Origin of the sequence: Domibacillus aminovorans (assembly GCF_001643235.1) — a bacterium.
Classification (GTDB): domain Bacteria; phylum Bacillota; class Bacilli; order Bacillales; family Domibacillaceae; genus Domibacillus; species Domibacillus aminovorans.
In genome coordinates this window covers 1-21829 of the sequence record NZ_LQWY01000045.1, presented here as the reverse complement: position 1 = coordinate 21829, position 21829 = coordinate 1, and the positions used below count along the sequence as shown (strand labels likewise).

Annotated in this window: 19 protein-coding genes and 1 pseudogene; 3 read left to right on the top strand and 17 right to left on the bottom strand. The window is 38.2% G+C overall.

Annotation, left to right across the window (positions count from 1 at the left end):
• Positions 1-84: 84 nt before the first annotated feature.
• The 8 genes from AWH49_RS14475 to AWH49_RS14440 all read right to left on the bottom strand — a co-directional run bounded on the left by AWH49_RS14475 (position 85) and on the right by AWH49_RS14440 (position 9790).
• Positions 85-1941, bottom strand: a complete 1857-nt coding sequence (locus AWH49_RS14475; RefSeq protein ID WP_063966309.1) for an ABC transporter ATP-binding protein — start codon at positions 1939-1941, stop codon at positions 85-87.
• The gene (locus AWH49_RS14470) at positions 1938-3662 is read right to left on the bottom strand and encodes an ABC transporter ATP-binding protein (RefSeq protein WP_063966308.1); all 1725 of its coding nucleotides are present in this window, start codon (positions 3660-3662) and stop codon (positions 1938-1940) included. Before AWH49_RS14470 ends, AWH49_RS14475 begins: the two co-directional genes overlap by 4 nt.
• The gene (locus AWH49_RS14465; RefSeq protein ID WP_063966307.1) at positions 3659-4141 is read right to left on the bottom strand and encodes a MarR family winged helix-turn-helix transcriptional regulator; all 483 of its coding nucleotides are present in this window, start codon (positions 4139-4141) and stop codon (positions 3659-3661) included. The genes AWH49_RS14470 and AWH49_RS14465 overlap by 4 nt, the downstream gene beginning before the upstream one ends.
• 215 nt (positions 4142-4356) lie before the next feature.
• Positions 4357-6261, bottom strand: a complete 1905-nt coding sequence (locus tag AWH49_RS14460; RefSeq protein WP_063966306.1) for an FtsX-like permease family protein — start codon at positions 6259-6261, stop codon at positions 4357-4359.
• Positions 6236-7006, bottom strand: a complete 771-nt coding sequence (locus tag AWH49_RS14455) for an ABC transporter ATP-binding protein (protein ID WP_063966305.1) — start codon at positions 7004-7006, stop codon at positions 6236-6238. The genes AWH49_RS14460 and AWH49_RS14455 overlap by 26 nt, the downstream gene beginning before the upstream one ends.
• Before the next feature lie 196 nt (positions 7007-7202).
• Complete coding sequence (locus AWH49_RS14450; RefSeq protein ID WP_063966304.1) at positions 7203-8174, bottom strand: sensor histidine kinase; 972 nt, start codon at positions 8172-8174, stop codon at positions 7203-7205.
• Entirely contained in the window at positions 8171-8872 is a 702-nt protein-coding gene (locus AWH49_RS14445) for a response regulator transcription factor (RefSeq protein ID WP_063966303.1), read from the bottom strand. Before AWH49_RS14445 ends, AWH49_RS14450 begins: the two co-directional genes overlap by 4 nt.
• A gap of 36 nt (positions 8873-8908) precedes the next feature.
• A complete protein-coding gene (locus tag AWH49_RS14440) occupies positions 8909-9790 on the bottom strand; it encodes a LysR family transcriptional regulator (RefSeq protein ID WP_063966302.1) in 882 nt (293 codons plus the stop codon).
• 134 nt (positions 9791-9924) lie between these two features.
• Between AWH49_RS14440 and AWH49_RS14435 the strand changes: the two genes are divergently transcribed.
• Together AWH49_RS14435 and AWH49_RS14430 are read left to right on the top strand one after the other, a co-directional pair.
• Positions 9925-10893, top strand: coding sequence for a DMT family transporter (locus tag AWH49_RS14435; protein WP_063966301.1), 969 nt, complete (start codon positions 9925-9927; stop codon positions 10891-10893).
• Positions 10894-11026: 133 nt separating this feature from the next.
• Positions 11027-11326, top strand: a pseudogene (locus AWH49_RS14430) (YhcN/YlaJ family sporulation lipoprotein); the annotation flags it as partial.
• A gap of 203 nt (positions 11327-11529) precedes the next feature.
• On the opposite strand, the gene AWH49_RS14425 reads toward AWH49_RS14430, so the two are convergent.
• The 5 genes from AWH49_RS14425 to AWH49_RS14405 all read right to left on the bottom strand — a co-directional run bounded on the left by AWH49_RS14425 (position 11530) and on the right by AWH49_RS14405 (position 14677).
• On the bottom strand, positions 11530-11847 hold the full coding sequence (locus AWH49_RS14425) for a thioredoxin family protein (protein ID WP_018395204.1): 318 nt from the start codon (positions 11845-11847) through the stop codon (positions 11530-11532).
• A gap of 137 nt (positions 11848-11984) precedes the next feature.
• On the bottom strand, positions 11985-12827 hold the full coding sequence (ypfJ, locus tag AWH49_RS14420) for a KPN_02809 family neutral zinc metallopeptidase (protein WP_018395203.1): 843 nt from the start codon (positions 12825-12827) through the stop codon (positions 11985-11987).
• Between the two features lie 88 nt (positions 12828-12915).
• The gene (locus AWH49_RS14415) at positions 12916-13389 is read right to left on the bottom strand and encodes a DinB family protein (protein WP_063966300.1); all 474 of its coding nucleotides are present in this window, start codon (positions 13387-13389) and stop codon (positions 12916-12918) included.
• Between the two features lie 25 nt (positions 13390-13414).
• Positions 13415-13969, bottom strand: a complete 555-nt coding sequence (locus AWH49_RS14410) for an HPP family protein (protein WP_063966299.1) — start codon at positions 13967-13969, stop codon at positions 13415-13417.
• A 123-nt stretch (positions 13970-14092) separates the two neighbouring features.
• Positions 14093-14677, bottom strand: a complete 585-nt coding sequence (locus tag AWH49_RS14405) for a CGNR zinc finger domain-containing protein (protein ID WP_063966298.1) — start codon at positions 14675-14677, stop codon at positions 14093-14095.
• A 1070-nt stretch (positions 14678-15747) separates the two neighbouring features.
• Between AWH49_RS14405 and AWH49_RS20540 the strand changes: the two genes are divergently transcribed.
• Positions 15748-15993 carry a transposase gene (locus tag AWH49_RS20540; RefSeq protein WP_082862865.1) on the top strand — a complete coding sequence of 82 codons (246 nt, stop codon included), beginning with the start codon at positions 15748-15750 and terminating at the stop codon, positions 15991-15993.
• A 109-nt stretch (positions 15994-16102) separates the two neighbouring features.
• Here the strand turns inward: AWH49_RS20540 and fbp are convergent, their stop codons facing one another.
• From fbp to AWH49_RS14380, 4 genes are all read right to left on the bottom strand, one after another.
• Positions 16103-18034 carry a fructose-1,6-bisphosphatase gene (gene fbp / locus AWH49_RS14395; RefSeq protein ID WP_063966296.1) on the bottom strand — a complete coding sequence of 644 codons (1932 nt, stop codon included), beginning with the start codon at positions 18032-18034 and terminating at the stop codon, positions 16103-16105.
• 592 nt (positions 18035-18626) lie between these two features.
• Entirely contained in the window at positions 18627-19919 is a 1293-nt protein-coding gene (locus AWH49_RS14390; RefSeq protein WP_063966295.1) for an MFS transporter, read from the bottom strand.
• 15 nt (positions 19920-19934) lie between these two features.
• Positions 19935-21365 carry an FGGY-family carbohydrate kinase gene (locus tag AWH49_RS14385; protein WP_063966294.1) on the bottom strand — a complete coding sequence of 477 codons (1431 nt, stop codon included), beginning with the start codon at positions 21363-21365 and terminating at the stop codon, positions 19935-19937.
• A gap of 4 nt (positions 21366-21369) precedes the next feature.
• On the bottom strand, positions 21370-21714 hold the full coding sequence (locus AWH49_RS14380) for an FAD-binding oxidoreductase (RefSeq protein ID WP_063966293.1): 345 nt from the start codon (positions 21712-21714) through the stop codon (positions 21370-21372).
• Between the last annotated feature and the right edge of the window lie 115 nt (positions 21715-21829).

Below are 21829 nucleotides of genomic sequence, written 5' to 3'. Positions count from 1 at the left end.
TTGAAGAAGACCATAAAGAAAAAAAGGCTGATCATTCAAAATAAAAGAGGCTCGATTCCCATTTGGAAACGAGCCTCTTTCTATTTATCCTACTTTTTCAGAGAACTGACTGTTATAAAGATCTGCGTAGAAACCATTTTCCTCTAATAGTTCTGAATGTGTTCCTTGCTCAATCACTTTTCCTTGGTCCATCACAAGAATCAAATCGGCATCCTTAATCGTTGAAAGCCGGTGAGCAATGACAAAGCTCGTTCGCCCTTCCATCAACCGGTTCATCGCCTGTTGGATAAAGACTTCCGTCCGCGTATCCACACTCGATGTTGCTTCGTCTAATATCATGATTGGCGGATCTGCAAGGACAGCTCGCGCTATGGTCAGAAGCTGCTTTTGTCCTTCTGAGATATTCGATGCTTCTTCGTTTAAAATGGTTTCATAACCATCCGGCAGCGTTCGAATGAAATGATCAGCATGAGCTGTGCGAGCTGCTGCGAAAACTTCTTCGTCTGTTACGCCGCTTTTTCCGTAAGCAATATTATCTTTAATCGTTCCATTAAAGAGCCATGTGTCTTGAAGCACCATTCCAAAGCTCTCCCTTAGATCATGTCGAGACATCTCCCGTGTATCTAGACCGTCGAGCTTAATCTTCCCGCCATTCAATTCATAAAACCGCATCAAAAGATTAATCATCGTCGTTTTTCCAGCGCCAGTCGGCCCAACGATCGCGACCGTCTGTCCTGGCAAGACCTCGATGTTCATATCTTCAATTAACAAGTCTTCTCCATATCCAAAGTCCACATGTTCGAAAGTAACAGCACCTTGTGCTCTCGTTAAGCTAGTTGTCGTTATTTCTTTCGTTTCTTCTTCTTCGTCGAGCAGTTCAAAGACGCGCTCAGCTGCTGCGACGGTTGACTGAATGATGTTTGCAATGTTAGCCGTTTGTGTGATCGGCTGTGTGAACTGCTTTGAATAGGTGATAAATGCTTGAATATCACCGATTGAAATAGCACGTTGCGTCACTAAAATCCCGCCGACTACACTGATTAAAACATAGCTTAAATTCCCGATGAAGAACATCATAGGCATGATAATCCCCGATATGAACTGAGCTTTTCGTCCCGCTTCATACAATTCTTCATTGACCAGATCAAACTGAGCGCCAGCCTTTTTCTCATGTCCGAATGCTTTCACAACTTGATGACCGGTGTACATCTCTTCAATGTGCCCATTTAATTGACCAAGTGTACGCTGTTGATCCGCAAAATGTTTTTGAGACCTTTTCAAAATAGGCCGGATCACAAAAATGGAAATCGGCAAGCTGACAATTGAAATTAACGTCAGTATCGGACTGATCGACAGCATCATAATGATAATCCCAACGATCGTAACAATAGATGTGATAAACTGCGTCAAGCTTTGTTGGAGTGTGCTGCCGATTGTATCAATGTCATTTGTCATACGACTCAGTGTTTCCCCGTTCGGACGCCCGTCAAAATAGTGAAGCGGAAGTTTCTCAAGCTTTTTATTGACGTCTTCTCGAAGGTCATACACTGTGTTTTGTGCAACACTGGACATAATGTACTGCTGCACATAATTGAACAAGCTGCTGAAGACATATAGTCCAGCCAGAACGAGAAGAATCTGGCCAATTTTATCAAAGTTAATAGCTGCTCCCGGTATTCCTTGAAACTTCCCATAGGCGCCTTCAAATAATTCCGTAATCGCCGTCCCCATAATTTTAGGACCAACAATCATAAAGACTGTACTTAAGATGGCGGCGAAGAAAACGGCGAGCAATTGGTTACGGCGCGGTTTTAAATAGGTTAACAGACGTCTCAGCGTCCCTTTAAAATCTTTTGCTTTTTGTCCCATCATCATCATGTTGCCGCCACCTGGACCATGTCCCATCGGCCCGCCGCTTTGAGGTTTTTTTTGATTACTCATGCGATTTCCTCCTCTGAGAGCTGGGACAGGGCGATTTCACGGTAGACGTCATTTGTCTGAAGCAACTCTTCGTGTGTACCTATGCCAGCCATGCGCCCTTTGTCTAACACGATGATTCGGTCCGCTTCGACGACCGTACTAACACGCTGGGCAACGAGTAACACCGTCGCATGTTTTGTTTCCTCTTTCAGCGCGGCGCGAAGTTTAGCATCTGTTTTAAAATCAAGGGCAGAAAAACTATCATCGAATATATAAAGATCTGGTTTTCGAATGAGAGCCCGCGCAATGGACAGCCGCTGTTTTTGTCCTCCCGATAAATTCGAGCCACCTTGTTCGATGTCTGCCTGATAGCCGTCTTTCATTTTACTAATAAAATCTTCCGCTTGCGCAATACGAGCTGCATGTTCGATTTCATCCTGTGTGGCGTTTTGTTTTCCAAAACGAATGTTATCAGCAATCGTACCTGTAAAGAGCATGGCCTTTTGCGGCACAAAGCCAATTTTCGAACGGACTTCCTCTTGCGATGCCTCGCGGATATCAACACCATTGACGCGGATGGTTCCACCTGATATGTCATAAAAACGAGGAATCAAATGGACGAGCGTTGATTTCCCTGAACCTGTTCCACCGATGATGGCAGTGACTTCACCTGGACTTGCGGTAAAGCTAATATCTGATAATGCTGGTTCTTCTGCCCCGGGATAACTGAACGTCACATGGTCAAATTCAAGGGTACCGTGTTCACGATCCGCCTTTGCTGTCCCTTCATCTCGAAATGCCGGTTCCATATCAAGAACTTCGTTAATCCGTTTTGCTGATACGGCAGCGCGCGGCACCATCATGAACATCATAGAAGCCATGACAAGCGCGAACATGATTTGCATCACATATTGGATATACGCCATCAAGTCCCCAATCTGCATTCCACCGTTATCGATGCGAATCCCGCCGAACCAGATGATACCGACAACCGTCAAGTTCATGATGAGCATCATCACAGGCATCATGAATGCCATGACTTTATTCACTTTAATCGAGATATCAGTCAACTCTTTATTCGCTTGCTGAAGACGTACTTTCTCTTCAGATTCACGATTAAAGGCACGAATGACACGAATTCCCGTTAGGTTTTCTCGTAATACAAGGTTCAACCGATCCAATCGCTTTTGCACCGTTTGAAACATAGGCACCCCTTTATACAAAATAAGTAGGATCGAACCAATCAAAAAAGGCATTGTGACGACAAGGACCAGTGATAATTTAGCGTCTTTTGACACAGCCATAATGACACCGCCGACTAACATAATAGGTGCGCTAATAACCATACGAAGCATCATAATAACCACTTGCTGAACTTGCGTGATGTCATTAGTCGTTCGTGTAATAAGTGACGCCGTTCCCACTTCGTCAAACTCTTGAAGCGAAAACTTTTCAACGTGATTAAAAACTTTCCGGCGAATATCGCGTCCAAGCCCCATCGCCGCTTTAGATGAATAATAGCTTGCGATAACAGAGGCAGAAGCGCCTATTGCTGAAACTAGCAGCATCAAGCCACCAATTTCCCAAATGTAAGGAGTATCTCCTACTACGACTCCTTTGTCGATAATGTCCGCCATTAATGTAGGCAAAAAGAGGTCCGACATGGATTGAACGAACACAAGACCGAAAACCGCTGCAACAATCCACTTATAAATGGATAAGTTTTTCAGTAATTTAATCACTTCGTATCCTCTCCTTGTTCTGTTGCTCGTGCCTCTAAATAAGTAGCAATTTGCAGATTCGCTTTAAGCAGCTCTTCACACTGCCTTTCAGTGAGCGATTCAACTGCGGATTGGAATGTTTGATGAACACCGTCTTCCTGCAATTGAATCGTTTTAATAAATATTTCTCCTTTTTCGCTGAGCGACAACTGCATCTCCCGCCTGTTGCCTTCCACTTGCTGACGATTAAGCCAACCTGCTTGAACGAGTCCGTCGACTGCTTGGCTCAGTGTGCTTTTTGGAAGAAATGTTTTCTCTCCAAGGCTCTTTTGTATCATTTCCTTATGAGGTGCAATCGTCATCAAAATGGAATATTGCGGGACTGACAAACCATTTTCTACTGCGGTCTTTTGAACAAATCGCATCAAATTCTTCTGCACGTTCCAAAATGAACGCAATAGTTGTGTTGAACGCATGAATCTTTGATTTTCACTCTCCATTCAAATATCACCATTCTTCCGTTTATAAATAGTTCTAAATAGTTCTAAATAGAACAGTTCTTTTATGATCGTTCTTGAGTTTATCTCTTTTTCTCCACATAGTCAAGCTGGATACATAAAAAAAAGTACCTATCCTCTGGCACTTTAACGCACCGGGGACAGGCACCAAAATTCAGCCTTCTTCATTATCCATATACTTTTATTGCTCCCCTTTATTAAATTAGTGACTTCTTCAAGTTGCGTAAATAACGATAACGAATGAAGAAGAAATAAATGAGTTGAGCGATGAGAAAACTGGCAAGAACAATGATCACCTCTGTTGCAATTGATAGAGCAAAAAAGCTCTGCAACGCCATAAAGGCAAAAGCACTATGAACGAAAGCTACTGCAATCGGAACAAAGAAAAGTAAAGCAAGCTGGCGGGTAACGATTTTGTTCAATTCCTGATCGGTTAAGCCAACTTTCGTAATCGTTAAATATTGACGTCGATCGTAATCCAAGTCCGCATAAAGTCTGAAGTATAAGAAACTGCCGGCTGCAATGAAAAAGACAGCGCCAATCAGTAACGTAACAAATAACATCATTTTAAACATACTCATTTGATTATCATATAACGTTCCGCTTACCGTCATAGCATAGGAACTATCACTAGATGGAAACGCTCTGCCATCTTCGACTAGATTTTCTGCCATGCCAGCCGTCTTCTCAATTTCTTTCGTATAAAAGCCGGTGTATATTTCTATGTTTTCTGTTGAAAGCTTTTCAAATAGTTCATCACTAACGACAAGTCCTTCGTCTAGTATGAGCTGAAATGGAAAGACTACATGTTCCGAAGACTTATTATGATAGAGTGTTATGCCTTTCTGTTTTAATGTATAAGTAGTTGGTTTAAAGTACTCAAAGTGCGATGTTAGCATGGCCAGCGTTTCATTTCTAACAAGTGGCTTCTCTGTCACATCAAAACCTGCTTGGTTGGACATTTTCTTATAGTCTGAAAAAGAAACAATCAGCAGTTTCTCAGGTGGATAAGAAGCGGTTGACGAAGCGATATCTACGTATTTAATTGGAACTTGAATCGTAGAATAATCTACATTATTCTCATGTAATTCTGTTTCAATTTGTTGTAAATTTTGTTGGTGATTCGGTTGGTCATCTTTCGCAATATAGCTAATTGCCGCAGGATAGTCTACTTCAAATTGCTTGGTCATGACATTCATGGAAGCGAGTGTGCCAACTGCACAAAAAGACACCGTGGAAACAATCGTTACCATGAAAAACATCCGTGCATTATCTTTTAAACGGTACGCTAAACTTGAAATTGTAATCATATTCGTTTTTTTCCAAAACAGTGATCGGTTTTTTTGAAGCATTTTCACAATAAAAACCGATAGCTGCGTGTAGAAGAAATACGTTCCGACAATCGTCATGCTAATCACCGGCAACATACGAAACATCAATGATTGCATCGTTGCGGTTGCGGCTAAATAATAGCTTGCTAAAAGCAAAATGGCTGAAACAAGCGATAAGAAGACCGATACTTTCGGTTCTTTTTTCGGTTTTTCTCCTGCTTGAAATAAATCGATTAACTTATTTGTTCGCACGAGGATGGTAGTGAATAACGATATACAAAAGAAAAGGAACAAAAAAGCACCAATCGTAAGTACTAGCGCTCTTACTGATAAATAAAATGGCAATGACTCAATACCAACCATGTTTGAACCAACCATTAAAAATAGTTTTCCTGTCAAGATTCCTATAGCAATACCTGTCAAAATGGCCCCTACACCAATCAGCATATTTTCTAAAAAGACCATACGATTTAGTTGACTTCTCGTCATGCCGTGCATCATTAAAATGCCGAATTCACGTTTCCGTGACTTTAAAAAAGTGCTGACAGAATAGAGTACAAACAAGAAAGAAAAGAGATACATAATGACTTCAGCCGCTGTCATTAATTGGACAGCAAGTATTGCGGTCACACCTTTTTGAATATCCGGATGAAAAATATAAAGCGCATATACAAAGAAAATCAAGACTGAAAAAGCACTGCTTAAAAAATAGGCTGCATAGGTCCGTTTGTTACGGACTACATTTCTAAAGACGAACTGTGGAAAGGTCATGGCTGTCCCCTCCTAACAAAGCAAGCATATCAATAATCTTTTGGAAAAATGCCTGACGGTTATCACCGCGATAGATTTCATTATAGAGTTGTCCATCTTTTATAAAAATGACGCGATGGCAATAGCTTGCAGCGACCGCATCGTGCGTAACCATTAAAGCCGTTGCACCATCTTCTTTATTAATGGATGTCAATGTTTCCATCACGTCTCTCGAAGATTTTGAATCTAAGTTGCCAGTCGGTTCATCGGCTAAAATAAGGGATGGTCTATGTATGATCGAACGAGCGATCGCTGTTCGCTGCATTTGTCCACCGGAGATTTCATACGTTCGTTTTTTCAAAATTTGATCGATTCCTAGTTTTCCCGTCACCTCGTGGAGCTTGTTGTCCATCTCACGAACACTTTCACCATCAAGTGTGAGCGGCAGGACGATGTTTTCTTCAACTGTAAGTGTATCGAGCAAATTAAAATGTTGAAAGACAAAGCCAAGCTCATGTCTCCTAAATAACGCTGTTTCTTTTCGATTTAACACATGTGGATTTTTTCCATTAATAAATATTTCACCAGATGTTGGCCGATCAATCGTTGCAATTAAGTTTAGGAGGGTTGTTTTCCCACTCCCTGAAGGACCCATAATCCCAACAAACTCGCCTTTCTCTATCGAAAAATTTATATTGTCTAACGCTTTATGCGCAACTTTTCCTTCATAGATTTTTTCTATATGTTTCACATCTAAAATCGACATTCACTTCACTCCCTGTTCAAATTGTCTCTTTATTTTATCTAGAATTTGGCCCATTCGACTATTTAATAATCTTACAGTTAGCTTACACATTTGTAAGGTAGACGAAGGCAAAAGAGGATCAAATGGTGGAAGTAAAGGTTTTAGTTTAACGGATCGTTGCGGGAGAATGAAGATGAAATGTTTTTAAGTTTGGTTGCTAGAAGATGATACGAACAGTCGTCCCTTGATGAACAGTAGATTCAATTTCGATACGATGACCAAGCTTTTCACAAATTTGTTTCACAAGATACAAACCCATGCCGGTTGATTCTTGAAAGTTACGGCCATTTTCGCCCGTAAAATAAGGATCAAAGACACGTGGCAAGTCACTTCTTGGAATTCCAACGCCTTCATCTTGAATTTCTACTATTGTGTCCGCTCCATGCTTGTAGCTATGAAAGTATATTTTTCGATTTTCCTCGATTGTATAACGGACAGCATTTGTAATAATTTGGGTCAACAGAAATGACAGCCATTTTTCATCTGAAGTAATCGTCAAATTTCCATCGATTTGAATAGATGGAAAAACACGTTTGCGAATAAATAATCGTTTTTGATTGGAGGTGACGGACCGAATAACGGTTTCTAAATGAATAGTCTCCACGTAAAAGTCTTGTTCAAACGTATCAAGACGTGCCGTATATAGAACCATTTCCAATCCTTTTTTTAAACGATCAAGTTCATCGCCAATCGCTATGCAGCGAGGTTCATCCTCGTCTTGGATCATTAAATGAATGACAGATAAAGGTGTCTTCATCTGGTGAACCCATTGATTGATAAATTGAATATGGCCGTTTAATTTATGCTTATAATTGTTTATGTCTGCTCGATAGTGGCGAAATTGGCTGATTAAAAGTTGCTGTAAACCGTCAGCTAATGGTGTTTGCTGCGCTTCGTTCGTAAAGTCCTCCATAGAAATGAGCGGTTTTTCTAATCGATGATAAAAGGACCGATTCGTCATATAGCGAAAGGCGAGATAGCCAATCAGCAGGACACTGCTTAATAAAGACGCATATAAAGTCATTTTCACATCGCGGTATCCATCAAGCCAATAAACGAATGAGATGACGAATAATTGAAAAAAGTAAATGAAAATAAGCGGTAGCTGTTCCCGAAAGAAAAGTTTCATACCTCATCCCTCCAGTTTGGAACGAGCCGATACCCTTGACCTCGAATCGTTTGAAGTGCATCACTAATATGTAATAAAGCTAATTTTTTTCGTACGCGTGTTACGTACACGTTAAGCGTATTGTCATCAACGAACGCTTGGTCATCCCATATTTTTTCTAACAGTCGATCGCGGCTGACGACTCGTTCGGACTTTTTCATTAATTCATCTAAAATTTTTGCTTCTGTGTGACTGAGTTCAATCGTTTTATCGTGTAAAGAAAGAATTAACCGTTCCACATCAAGTGTTAATCCGGTAATCGTTATAGCCCGCTCATTATGTGAACTAGCATAAGTACCATACGCACGACGAAGATGGCTATTAATTTTCGCTATAACAATTTCGTAATCGAACGGTTTCGTTATGTAATCATCAGCCCCATTTTCAAGCGCCATCACTTGATCCATTTTACTGTCCCGTGCCGATATGAATAGAATGGGACAAGTGGATATAGTCCGAATTTGACGACACCAATAATATCCATCAAATTTTGGTAAGTTGACATCTAATAACACGAGATGTGGGCTATATTGTTCAAATTGAGTGCGTACTTTCTCGAAATTGTTGACGGGTTTTGCATCATAGCCAAATTTGTGTAAATGATCGACAAGTAAATGGACGAGTTGTTGGTCGTCTTCAATAATAAATATTTTAAACATTACCAATCTCCTTCTATTTTTTTGAAAAATGCTAACTCAAACAAAAGACAAAGGATAATCCGTTTCTTCTTTACAAAAATCAATCGTTTCAATAAATTTTTCAACGGTTGATGTTAAGTACGTATCCGCACGTCTAATAAAAATTGTGTTGATTTTACTATATTTTTCGGGGATAGAATGACATTGAATGAGTCCCTTTTCTTCTAAATAAGAAACAGATGATTTAGGAACAAATGTGATGCCGAGACCTGCGACAACACTACCTAAAATCGTTTCTAATGTTCCGAATTCCATGATTTTTTTGGGCGTTATTTTTTCATCTTTGAACCAATCTTCCAGTTTTGCCCGGTAGCCGCATCCTCTACTAAAGCATAAAAATGGTTTGCTTTTTAACTGTTCGAATGATGTTGGTGTCAGGTCCGATATTAAAACAAGTTCTTCTTGAAAAACACTATGATGAACCAGATCTGGATGGCGACCTGCTTCCGTCACAAAAGCCCCATCTAGTCGACAATTCAGCACTTCCTCTTGCAATTGCTCAGTGACGCCTGTAACGAGTGATAGATCAACATGTGTATATTTTTTATTATAGGCAGATAAAATAATCGGTAGTTTAATGACCGTTTCAACAGAACCAATCTCTAATTTACCAGAAGGTTCTTCCGAATCCCTGATGATTTTTTTCGCTTCATTTGCTAAAGACAGTATTTTTTCACTGTATAATAATAGTTTTTTTCCTTCAGGTGTTAAAATCATTCCACGATTATGACGGTTAAACAGTGGGGTATTCAGTTCAGCTTCGAGCTTTTGAATTCTGGCTGTAACGTTGGATTGTACGTAATTGAGTTCTTTCGCTGCTCCTGTCATCGTCCCCTTTTTTGCGACCATTTGGAATACTTGCAAATCTTTAAACTCCATTTCCTCATCCCCTTCTCATTGCTGTTTCTATGATATCACTAAAATTGATTCCAAACATCATTATTACTCGTTTTACATGATGTCGATTTTTGTAGTTTAATGAATGTTGATCATGAATGAAGGTGGAGATTTTTTTGAAAAACAATGTAGTAATAGGGGCTTTATTATGTTTAGTTGCCAGCATTTCATGGGGGGCTATGTTTCCAGTAGCCAATCATGCGTTCCAATATATTGATCCGTTCTATTTTACGATTATTCGTTACGGATCTGTAACGGTCCTCTTAATCGCTATTCTTTTTTGGAAAGAGGGAATACAAGCATTTCGATTAGAAGGAAGGGGACTGCCTTTATGGTTCTTTGGATCAATGGCCTTTGCCGTTTATAATTTACTTATCTTTTGGGGTCAAGATTTATTGGGTGAATCGGGTGTGATGCTTGCATCCATTATGGAATCGTTAATGCCAATGATATCGATTGTTTTACTTTGGATCTTTAAAAGAAATCAACCCCATGTATTCACACTATTATGCGTTTTTGTTGCTTTCATCGGTGTTTCTCTCGTCATTACGAAAGGAGATATTCAAACGTTCGTGACCGCAACAAGTGATTTCATCCCTGCATTGTTCATATTCATTGCCGTCGTTGGCTGGGTTGTTTATACGATCGGTGGAAATCAGTTTGGCGATTGGTCAGCACTACGATATTCAACATTAAGCTGTTTACTAGGAACAGCAACAGCTTCAGCTATCGTTTTAGCGGCTACTTTTTTAGGCCATATTCCTGTACCAACTGTTGAAACTATAAAAATAGTAAGTCCAGACTTATTATTTATGATTATTTTTCCAGGTCTCATCGCTTTACTTGGATGGAACATTGGAATCGGTATCCTTTCACCTTTGAATGGAATCCTTTTTATTAACTTTGTTCCAGTCACTACGCTCATTATTTCGATCGTACAAGGTTATAAAATAACTTCTTTTGATATGATTGGGACCATTTTAATTATCGTTTCTTTAATCTCTAATAATCTATTTTTAAGATTACATCAAAAGAAAAGAACAGCTTTCTCTCTCAGGAAGCAATCACAGATAAATGTCTCTTAATAGCCCTTACTTTATACTTTTTGATCATTATTAATTTTATAACGTAAAGTAATCCTTTGTAATGGAGTTAGACAGGAACCATCTGTTTCTCCATTACAAAGGATTTTTTTGAGCTTATAATAAGGCTACGGACCGTATTGTTAAATTAGACGAAATAGATACTGCTTCTGTTATCGTCGCAGATGAGACGGCCTATGCTGCCGTCGTATTGACAGATCAAAACAATGACGAAGTGACAAAGGATCTTGAGGACAAAATTGCAAATGAAGTAAAAGCGGAAGATACAGAAATTCAAAAAGTTTATGTATCAGCAAACCCTGATTTTGTAAAGCAGATGAAAGATTACGGCGAAAAAATTAATCAAGGACAGCTCGTAGAAGGATTGGAAGAATTTACTGACGCCGTTCAAAGAGTATTTCCTGACGCTCATTGAATAAATTTGGAGTATAAAATCTTTAAATAAGCAATTTGACTGTCTGGCCTCACAAAAAAGGCCAGACAGTTAATGTTGACTGAAATCAAATTGGCCGTAATCATTCATTATTATCGAACTAACGATAATTCCTATTGGACAGATGACAAGCTAAATCTACATAAAGAAACTTCTGATTAAAGATATCCCTTTAACAAAAACACTTAAGCAGACAAACTGTTCAAAAACGCTTCAATTTCTTCTTTCGTTTTCCGGTCTTTGCTGACAAAGCGGCCAGCTTCTTCTCCTTCATGAAACGCCACAAAACTCGGAATGCCGAAAATACTCAGTTCGCCGCACAAATCGATGAACCCATCACGATCCACATAGATAAATTGATATTCCGGATAATCTGCTTCAATACTAGGTAAAATCGGCTCAATGACACGGCAGTCCGGGCACCAGTCTGCAGAAAACATAAAGACAACACGCTCATTCTTTTTCAGTTTTTCAAATTGCTCCAATGACTGTAACTTTTCCATTTTATTCTCCTCCAACTCATCATTTTATCCATTTGATTATACTACAATGTATGGAGTGAAGGGGAAAAGCAGCAGGATCTGAAATGTTTAGTTCTTCTACTCATCAAAAAACATCTCGCTTTGAGACAACTCTTTCATTATAAATCCCCTGCATTAAATGTATTGCCATTTTGCAGATTGCCTGATTGGAATCCCCTGTAAAACCAGTGTTGCCGCTGTTCAGACGTCCCATGAGTAAAGCTTTCCGGCACGACATATCCCTGCGCTCGCTTTTGAATCGTATCATCCCCGACAGCACTTGCTGCCGTCAGCGCTTCTTCAAGATCCCCTTCTTCAAGCACATTCATCCCTTCCGCATGGTGTGCCCACACGCCCGCATAATAATCGGCCTGCAGTTCCAATTTCACGGAGTTCTGGTTGTACTCTTCCTGACTCACTTTTCCACGAAGAGCGTTCACCTTCTGAGAAGTTCCCAACAACGTCTGCACATGATGGCCGACTTCATGGGCAATAACATATGCCATTGCAAAATCGCCAGGTGCCTTAAAATTATTTTGTAATTCTTGATAAAAGCTTAAATCGATATATAGCTTCTGGTCACCTGGACAATAAAACGGGCCCACCGATGAACCAGCTGCCCCGCATGCAGACTGGACACTACCAGAATAAAGCACCAATGTCGGCTCTTTGTACTGCATTCCTTCTTCACGAAAAATCTCTGTCCACACGTCTTCTGTATCGGCTAAGACAACCGACACAAACTGGGCGAGTTCCCGCTCCTGATCAGTTTCTTCATAAGGTGCACCACTGTCCGTACCGGAAAGACCGCCCAGCAATTCGCCCGGATTGCCGCCCAACAGCGTAAAAACAATCACAATAATTAATCCTACCCCGCCAATTCCGCCACCGAGAACCGCTTTTCCACTCATCCCCCGGCGGTCTTCAACATTTGAACTTCCTCTTCTCCCCTGCCATTTCATCATATTTCCCTCCTCAATGCACTGATCATTATAGTGTTATACCCATTGTGCAGGGAATTGAGACGGGCATGATGAAAATAGGATACAGTTAACTTCGAATCATTCGTTTGATAGATTTAATCGCGTCAAAGTGCATTCCTTCATGGTATAAGCAAAAGCTAAGAAATTCTTCTACTGTTGATAAAGTAAGACCTGTGGACGTTGTGTACGGCTGCTCTATCGCTTCTTTCATCCGAAATTCTAATGCTTGCTCAATCCTATTGACTTGATTTTCAAGCAATTGGATTAATTCATGAATCGTTGGTAACATCCGTTCTCCCCAATCGACTGGCTTAGTGCCAGGACTGAATAATTCCGTAAAATGATCCGGTATTATCATTTTTTCTCCAACAAAATGAAAGGGAAACTTTTCTTGTACAACATATATATGTCCTAGATTCCATTTAATATTGTTGTTGAATCCTTCTGGTATGAAAAGTGATGTCTCTTCATTCATTTCTGAAACGTGACCAATCGTATTGTCCCGAACAAATCTTAATTGCTTGAAGATGTAGTTTTTCATCCTTTTTCCTCCTAAATATTCATTATCATATCCAAAAAGTTGGATATTCTCGGTTACTGCGCAAATTATTGATCATCAGTGCAAAGAAAACAATTATCAAAGAGCCGATTAAAACAGGCGTAATTAAATAACTCCAACTGTACCCGCCCAGCATCACAACGAGTGGATCTGCCCCTGCTGGTGGGTGCGTCGTTTTTGTCATCATCATAGCTGCAATCGCTAAGCCAACAGCTAAACCAATTGCCCAAGGCTCATCACCAAAAACATGATAGGTTGCTAAACCAACGAATGTTGAAACAAAGTGGCCACCAATAATATTCCGCGGCTGTGATAATGGTGCGTTCCAAACACCAAATGCCAGTACACAGCTTGCACCAAATGGAGCCATTAACCATTCGGCTGATGTCATGTTTGTTAAAAGAACTAAAGCGAAAATGCTTAAAAATCCACCGATTAGCCCGGTTATCGCGTCCTTTACATTTACCTGTAATGGACTTCTCCCTTTTCCCTTCATTTTAGATAAATAACGTACATGAAATAAATGTGTTTCTTCTTGCTTTGCTATTGCTGTGCGGTCCATTATTCCTCCTCCTTTTATTACATTTCACTTTACACGAATTTAACTAACCTGTAAATATAAATTTAAATGGTTAGTTTGAAATTGCATAATAAAAGAACCAACTCTTTGAAATAAGTTGGTTCTTCATTCATCATCAGAATTCCGCTGTTGAAATCGGGCTACCTTTTTTCTGTTTCCGCATATTTTCATTGAACACCACTTTCGTCTTCCACTCTCATCAATAAATAAAAGTACGCAATCCGGATTCGAGCATCGCTTGAGGGAGACCAGCTTATTTTCTCCAATTAAAGTTAATGCGTCATAAGCAATAAATGATAGAAGGATATCTTCTACTTCTCCAACGGGTATAGGAATCAGTTTTTGATTCATTAATTTATAAGTGAACGGTGCTTTTTCGATTTTTTTTTCTAAAAAAGCGATAAATTCAGCTGGAATTGGCTGTCCATCTGCTATTAATTCAAAACGGTCTCTTAAAACAGCACGCATTTCTAGAATACATAATAATACCTGTCCGGCCCTCTCTTTAACCTTTAAGAATAGCTGATCATCCCAAAATGAGTTTTCCTCTTTTATTACATGAAGCCAGTCCAGCACATCCCCTTTCGAGAGCAATAAATTCTGGCGTTGGCCACGTCTTACTAGTTCCGTGTTCACTAAATCAAGAGAAAGATTACCTGATATAAGTGGAAATTTTTTTGTTTCAGTCATTAATTATCTCCCATTTCCTCATTATGTTCTAACCACTAATGTTCACATACAAAAAAGTAATTTAATTTTAATACTCCAAATACACATAACACCGTTCATAATTGGAACGGTGTTAAAAAAGTTGTTTAATTTCCTTCATTCTACACTCATTTCCCACCAAACAACAGTAATGTCGTTTAAAAACTAATTATTCTTCCACAATTGCACCTGATTGTGAAAGATCTATAAATCTTGATAAAAAAACAAATAGAAAAAGCATGTTTTGAAAAAAGATTGATTGTCACTTTTCATTTTTGATATGTGCTAACTTGATTAATCAGGATGTATTGTATCTACATACTTGTTCCTATATTAAGTCCAACTATAAAAGAGTGAGATCATTATGGATAGAAAATTTTAAATAGTATTTGGATAAAAAGAAGGACAGCACAGTTATGAGGGAGAAGCAAACAAGTGTTAAATAAAACCATTGCTATTCAATATTAAAAACATGAAGCACATTCAAGTAAGTTTCAACAAGTCATGTGAAACTCTCAGCTTGAAGGATTGGTGATGAATAAGAACTTGCAAAAATGCGATCTTCAGATGATTAATTCAACTAAACCGGTATCGTGCGGATCAACGCATGGGGCTTTTTTATGGAGAATACCAAGATAATTTTCTGAATAATATAAAAATAATCTGTTTCTTAATATAATGGAATGGATCATGCTATATAAAAAGTAACGTTAAGGAAGCCAGATGTTATTGACGAGAACATAATTTTCTAGAAAAGAAGGGCAATTATATGGCTGTACCTTGGAGAGAAGAAGAGCAAAGCATCTCATTGAGTTTATGGGAATTTACCGTAAAATGATTAACAAAAAAGACCTTAAAGAACAGAAACATCTTACGTTAAAAGTAGCCAATCAACTTCAGCACAACACTCCAGAAAAAGACCGCAAAGCTTTCAGAATCAGAACAGCAGGAAGTACGGGACTGATGCCGGGATGACGAAGGCATCCGTGCGCTATACCAGTCCCTCCAGCATCTTCGGTACGTACTGAAAAGCACGGACGAAAAAACGGCCGATGTACGCTCCAAGTGGCTGGTTTCAACGATGGACATTCCATGAAGGCGCTGTCGTGAGAAAGATCACCAAGACGCTTCTCACCCGGAAGGCATCTTTTTTGGCAGCTGCCGTGTATCCAGAATCCAACGGCAAAGCTGAAGGAAGAAACAACAAAATAAAGCTTATCAAGCGCCGAGCTTATGGCTACCGCAACATGGAGCACTTCAAGCTGCGCATCCGGCTCGAGACCGGATGCCTGATTTGAGCTGTCAACTACACGTTATGGTGATGAACCTAAATTTTGATAAAACACCATATTCATACAGACTAGCTGCTGCTCTTTTTTCAACTCAATTAAGGGGTAATAACTGATGTCATTTCATATAACGATATTCCCTCAAACTATTCAAAATAGAGATTTCCTGTAATAATTCCTCACCAACATTCGTTTCACTAACCTTTTTTCTCTCTAATTCTTTATCCACCAATCTTTTTACTGATAAAACATCCGTTCCGTTACATAGAACATCTTCTTTTGAATTAAAGTGTTTATGGGCGACCAATTGCATGCCGTAGGAATTGTATAGTAGAGTGTATCCAGCTATACCCGTTGTTGATTGATAAGCTTTTGAAAAACCTCCATCGATGACAATCATCTTCCCATTTGCCTTAATTGGATTTTCTCCATTAATTTCTTTAACTGGTGTATGGCCATTTATAATATGACCTTGATCAGGACTAAGATCAAATTCAGTTAGGATTTTACGGCAAATGTCCTCATCTTCACGTAAATAGTAGTATGGGTTCTTTCTCTCTCTATGGGTTTCCTTATCCTTAATAAAGTACCTCTCAAAGGTTGTCATTTCTCTTTTCCCAAAGAGTGATGAATATTCTCCTGTCCATAAATACCAGACCATATCTGTCGCAAGGTCATCCGTCTCTTCAGGATGTGCAAATGCATATCGTAAATAATGCTCAAAAATATCAAGTAAATCATGGCCTGCATAGGTTTTATTTTCAATCACCATTTTTTCCATATTTCCTTTTTCATCTAAAGGAATACAACCATGTATTAATAGGTTTCCATTATATTTCAAATAAAGACTGCCTTTTTTCATTAGAAAATTCATATGTCTAGCCAGTTTTTCTGAATGCTGAACAGAAAATAACAGTCTTTCGATTACTTGCTCTTCTTCCTCCAATAATTGATTAGGTTGCTCTGGATTAATCGTTGCAAAACAAGTATTTTCTAGTGGGTACTTTTTCCCGTAAATCGTTATTTCATTTTTGTCATAATCAATTTTCTCAAGCAAAAGCCTCTCAGACATATCAAAGCACGGTCGTCTCTTTATGATAGGGCTTTCAAGTTTGAACTGAATCATGGAAATGGCTTGATGAATTTTGGTAATTTGTAAATGTTCCTGCTCAGATAATTTTTCATCTAAATGCCTCTTTGGTCTAAAGGCTGGATTATCGTCATAGTACTTTTCCGCAAGGTTCAGAAGTGGTCTAAGATTTATTCCATACGCATCTTCAATAATATCTAAATTATTGTAGCGAGCACATATACGAATAATATTAGCAAGACAAACCTTTGAACCAGCAAAGGCGCCTATCCATAGGACATCATGATTCCCCCACTGAATATCAACGGAATGATAATTCACGAGAGTTTCCATAATTTTTTCAGGGTCAGGGCCGCGGTCATAAATATCCCCCACGACATGAAGATGGTCAACAACCAATCTCTGAGTGGTATATGCAAGACCAATAATAAGCTTATCAGCCTGACCAAGTGAAATAGTTTGCTGGACGATTTTTGTATAATAATCTTTCTTGTTTGTGAATTCATCTGTTTTATATAGTAACTCTTCTATAATAAAAACAAACTGTTTAGGCAATGCTTTACGTAATTTCGAGCGTGTATATTTGGAGGAAGCATAAGAAATGAGCTTCATCATACGCTCAATGATATCTGTGTACCATTGGTTTAATTCTTTTTCATTGCCAAAATTATTCTTAATTAATTGTATTTTTTCTTCAGGATAATAAACTAATGTCGCAAATTCATTCAATTCTTTTTTAGATAAATCATCTTTAAAAAGGTCTTTTATTTTCACATTTACATTTCCCGAACCATTTCGTAACACATGCTGAAAGGCTTGGTACTCCCCATGTAAATCACTAACAAAATGTTCAGTCCCCTTAGGTAGATTAAGGATAGCTTCAAGATTAATAATTTCAGTGGCCACTTTTTCTTCACTATCATATTTTTGCGCTAATAAATCTAAGTAATTTGAATTCAAAATTATGTATCCCCCTCCAAAATTAACCACAAATTCTCCATCTAGGTTCATCACCATAAGATGTAGTTGACAAAGCTAAATAAATGCAAACAAGTGGCAGGTCCGTTATCGTGAGAGTTGTCGAGACTAACACGATAACGGACCTGCCACTTGCATACCCAGTTTATCAAAGAACTTATGAATCTCCCACATTTCCAAGCACAAAAAAATCGAAAAACAGCATGGGCAGTAGACACTCGTACTTAAGCCTGTTCCCATGTCCCATCTTATTCAGTTTTTCACGAATGCGATGAACCTCAATAAAGTAAAAAATACCATTATTGTAAAGTGACAATAATGGTATTTAATTTTCAAACCTCAAATACGCATAACCTCTAAAGGTTTTTCAACAATTGCGCCTTATTGTTGAAGATATAAAAGGGTCGTACATATGAATAAGCACGAATATGTACGATCCCTTATCCCTTTAACACTTACAGATTACATATAGATTATTTGAAATGAAAATTTACTGTATGAAAATGAACAAGTCGGTTGCCTTTTACCGTTTTATCTCATCCACTTTATGTTTTTCTTAAACATTTTCCGTATTTCATTCTGCTGTTTCAATTAAATTTTTATTGTTTTTCTTCACTGCCATTTTAAAGATTAAAGTTATTAAGATAGCGAGTATACCTGCGGATGCACAAAAGATAAAGTACGCATTATAACCACCGTTATCTCCATATGTTTTAAACAACCAAATGTTTACGTTAGGTATTATAATATCTGGGAAATAACCTATAAAGGAAATACATCCGATTGCAAGACCGAGTATCTTTTCATTTATATTACAATCACCAAGTAACGACCAGTAAAGACCCCTAATAGTATAAACCGCTAATCCAATTAATACTACTAGAACGTTAAAGTAAATGTGAGGCAAAGTAACTGGTGAGAGTGATATAGTTATTAAAAAAGTTGAAGCTAACCCTAAGGCTATTATTAAAATACTACTCTTGCCAAATTTATCTCCTAAAAATCCACCTAAAAATCCGCCAATCGGTCGCATCCAAAGCATGATTACTGTAACTTTACCTACAGTTGCTGCATCTATTTTTACATTGGTTTGTAAAAACCCACCTTGATAATATACAGACCATGCCACAATGTATGACATAAATATTATGCCACCTAATAGCCATACAAATTTATTACTGAATATTTCTTTGATATCGCTAACATTAATTTTATTATTGGTTTTCTCCTGAGATAAAGGCTCTTCTTTTTTAGATGATGGTTTATCTTCCTTAACAAAAAATAATATAAGGAAGGACACCAATATAAGCATAGCGGAATACATGTATACAACAGATATTAAGGCTTCTTTCTTATCAGCAAATTCTGTGCTGCCTCCCAGTACGCTTGTAAAAATAAATAATGCTATACTAGCCAAAATAGCCTCTACTACTCCACGGCCACCATCTAAAGCACCGAAAAATCTTCCCTCTTCTTCCTTTTTGGAAATTAACTTTACAAGTTTTAAATGAGCTGCCCAAAAGGTGAATATCGTGAATATTCCCCAAATAATAAATATTAATATAACGATTGGATAACTCGGAACTTGGGCAAACCATAATCCAGTAAGTCCACAAATCAAAAGTGAAATGAATATAAGTTTTTTTGCGGAAAATCTATCAGCAAGCCAGCCACTTGGAAAATACCCCAAGAGAGAAGCTACCCCCAAAACAGAAAATATACCATTTAATTGTATAAGAGTTATACCGTAAACTTCTAAAAGAGTTTCTTGATAATTTGTTTTTAAATAGAGAAGAGGAAATATCGATCCAGCCGCTACAACTATAAGTAAAAACTGAAAATATCTTTTATAATTTTTCGTATCCACATGATCACTGCTTTCTTAGCTAAAAATTGGATAAGTAAGTTTTAAAATCTCATCTGTATGTTTTCTCACATTTTTAACGACAGTATCGTTAATTTTATTGTATAATTCGTGATTTTCTTGGTTTGGTCTAAACGTTTGTTGAGTTTTAACCATTTTATTTGCAGCCTCATCAAAATCTTTGTAAATTGATAAATGCTGGCATACACATATAGCAGCTCCTAGACATGCACTGCTGTTACCTTCACGTCTATGCACGGGTAATCCAAAAAGATCAGCAATAATTTGCATAATCACATCACTTTTGGAGCCACCACCTAATACTACTATTTCATTTAAATTACCGTCTATCTCCTCTAACATATCATCAATATTGTTTTTAATATTAAAAGCAATCGCTTCCAAAATTGAACGGTACACGTGGAATTTTGTATGGCGCTGATCAAAGCCTATCATAATACCTTTTCTGTAGGGGATCGATGGTGTAGGTAACCAATCTAACATTGTAATTAAACCATCGCTGCCCACTGGGATATCTTGTGCTTTAATATTCAAATACTCCTCTTCCGATATACCTAGTTTTTCAGCTTCAGTAACAAGTTCTTCACCAATTAATTTTTTAAACCAACTTACCGTCCACATACCACGTCTTATTCCGTTTGATTCATAAACATATTTAAATGGGATGCACGCAAGTGTGGGAAAAAAATTGACAGGGCTTTCAAAATAGTTATCTCTTAACATCATAGAAGAAATAAAAGTGCCAAGAGATATCATAATTGCCCCTTCGTCTTTAATTCCAGAGCCTAACACCTCTACAGCTTTATCATTTGCGGTGGCTACTACTGGTATATCTTTATTAAACCCAAACTCATCAACCAGTTCTTTTCGTAGCGTTCCGATCTTGTCGCCCGGTTTTACAAGATCAAATAACATCTCTCTTTTCAATCCATTTGCCTTCATTACTTCATCGTCATTGGACCAATCTAACGTTTCACGATCTAATGGCCAGTGAACTTCATAGTTTGCAGCAGTATCCTTAAATTCACCTGTCAATCTAAATCCAAGATAACCGGAAGTTGTCGTTACATACTTTACTTGATCGTCAGTATGTTCATATGGTTTGGCAAGTCTGGAATCCATCCAGCTTATCACGGGATAAGCTAGATGACCATTTTCTTTTAACAAAACACGACAACATCTAATTGTACATAAGCCAATTCCAACAATATCTTCATTGTTGCCAGTAAAATTAGCTAGACAATTTTTAATTCCTCCATACACACTGTCCCACAAATCATCATCAGGATGTAAGACAACTCCTGGTTTAGTTGATAAAGTTTCTTTTAATTTATAAGAACCAAAAGCAACTTCATTTCCTTCTAAATCATAAAGTGCTACTTTTGTACTTTGCGAGCCATTATCAATCCCCATTATATACTTGCTCATGAGATCACTCCACGCTCGATCCTTTAATATACTTCATACCTTCTTCTTGTGGGAAGATAGTACCGAAATTCATTGTACCATTAGGATCAAAAGCTTCTTTTAATTTCTCTAGCATATAGTAAGCAGAACCGTGTTCTTCTTCTGTCCACTCGGTACGATATTTTCCAATACCATGGTGATGACACATAGAACCGCCAAGCTTTAATGTTTCTTCAATAATAATGGAATGGATTGGATGATGATAAATTCTCATTTCATCTTCCGGCGCGAGAGCGTAAAATATCTTGTTTAAATGAATAAACAGAAAAAGTAAGACCTTTTCTTGTAGAATGGAATCACCACAAGACAATTCACAGAAAAGAGGCCTTCCCTATGAACCAGTTTACAACAGATATTGTCGACGCTCGAGTAAAAAAACAAGATATTACCGAAGTATTCTGTTGGCATTTAGAAACATCGGTACA

Coding starts and splice junctions, on each gene's coding strand:
- AWH49_RS14460 (WP_063966306.1), bottom strand. CDS start 6,261: ATGACCTTTCCACAGTTCGTCTTTAGAAATGTAGTCCGTAACAAACGG.
- AWH49_RS14410 (WP_063966299.1), bottom strand. CDS start 13,969: ATGGACCGCACAGCAATAGCAAAGCAAGAAGAAACACATTTATTTCAT.
- AWH49_RS14475 (WP_063966309.1), bottom strand. CDS start 1,941: ATGAGTAATCAAAAAAAACCTCAAAGCGGCGGGCCGATGGGACATGGT.
- AWH49_RS14440 (WP_063966302.1), bottom strand. CDS start 9,790: ATGGAGTTTAAAGATTTGCAAGTATTCCAAATGGTCGCAAAAAAGGGG.
- AWH49_RS14425 (WP_018395204.1), bottom strand. CDS start 11,847: ATGGAAAAGTTACAGTCATTGGAGCAATTTGAAAAACTGAAAAAGAAT.
- AWH49_RS14450 (WP_063966304.1), bottom strand. CDS start 8,174: ATGAAACTTTTCTTTCGGGAACAGCTACCGCTTATTTTCATTTACTTT.
- AWH49_RS14385 (WP_063966294.1), bottom strand. CDS start 21,365: ATGAGCAAGTATATAATGGGGATTGATAATGGCTCGCAAAGTACAAAA.
- ypfJ (WP_018395203.1), bottom strand. CDS start 12,827: ATGAAATGGCAGGGGAGAAGAGGAAGTTCAAATGTTGAAGACCGCCGG.
- AWH49_RS14455 (WP_063966305.1), bottom strand. CDS start 7,006: ATGTCGATTTTAGATGTGAAACATATAGAAAAAATCTATGAAGGAAAA.
- AWH49_RS14465 (WP_063966307.1), bottom strand. CDS start 4,141: ATGGAGAGTGAAAATCAAAGATTCATGCGTTCAACACAACTATTGCGT.
- AWH49_RS14415 (WP_063966300.1), bottom strand. CDS start 13,389: ATGAAAAACTACATCTTCAAGCAATTAAGATTTGTTCGGGACAATACG.
- AWH49_RS20540 (WP_082862865.1), top strand. CDS start 15,748: ATGTACGCTCCAAGTGGCTGGTTTCAACGATGGACATTCCATGAAGGC.
- AWH49_RS14405 (WP_063966298.1), bottom strand. CDS start 14,677: ATGACTGAAACAAAAAAATTTCCACTTATATCAGGTAATCTTTCTCTT.
- AWH49_RS14445 (WP_063966303.1), bottom strand. CDS start 8,872: ATGTTTAAAATATTTATTATTGAAGACGACCAACAACTCGTCCATTTA.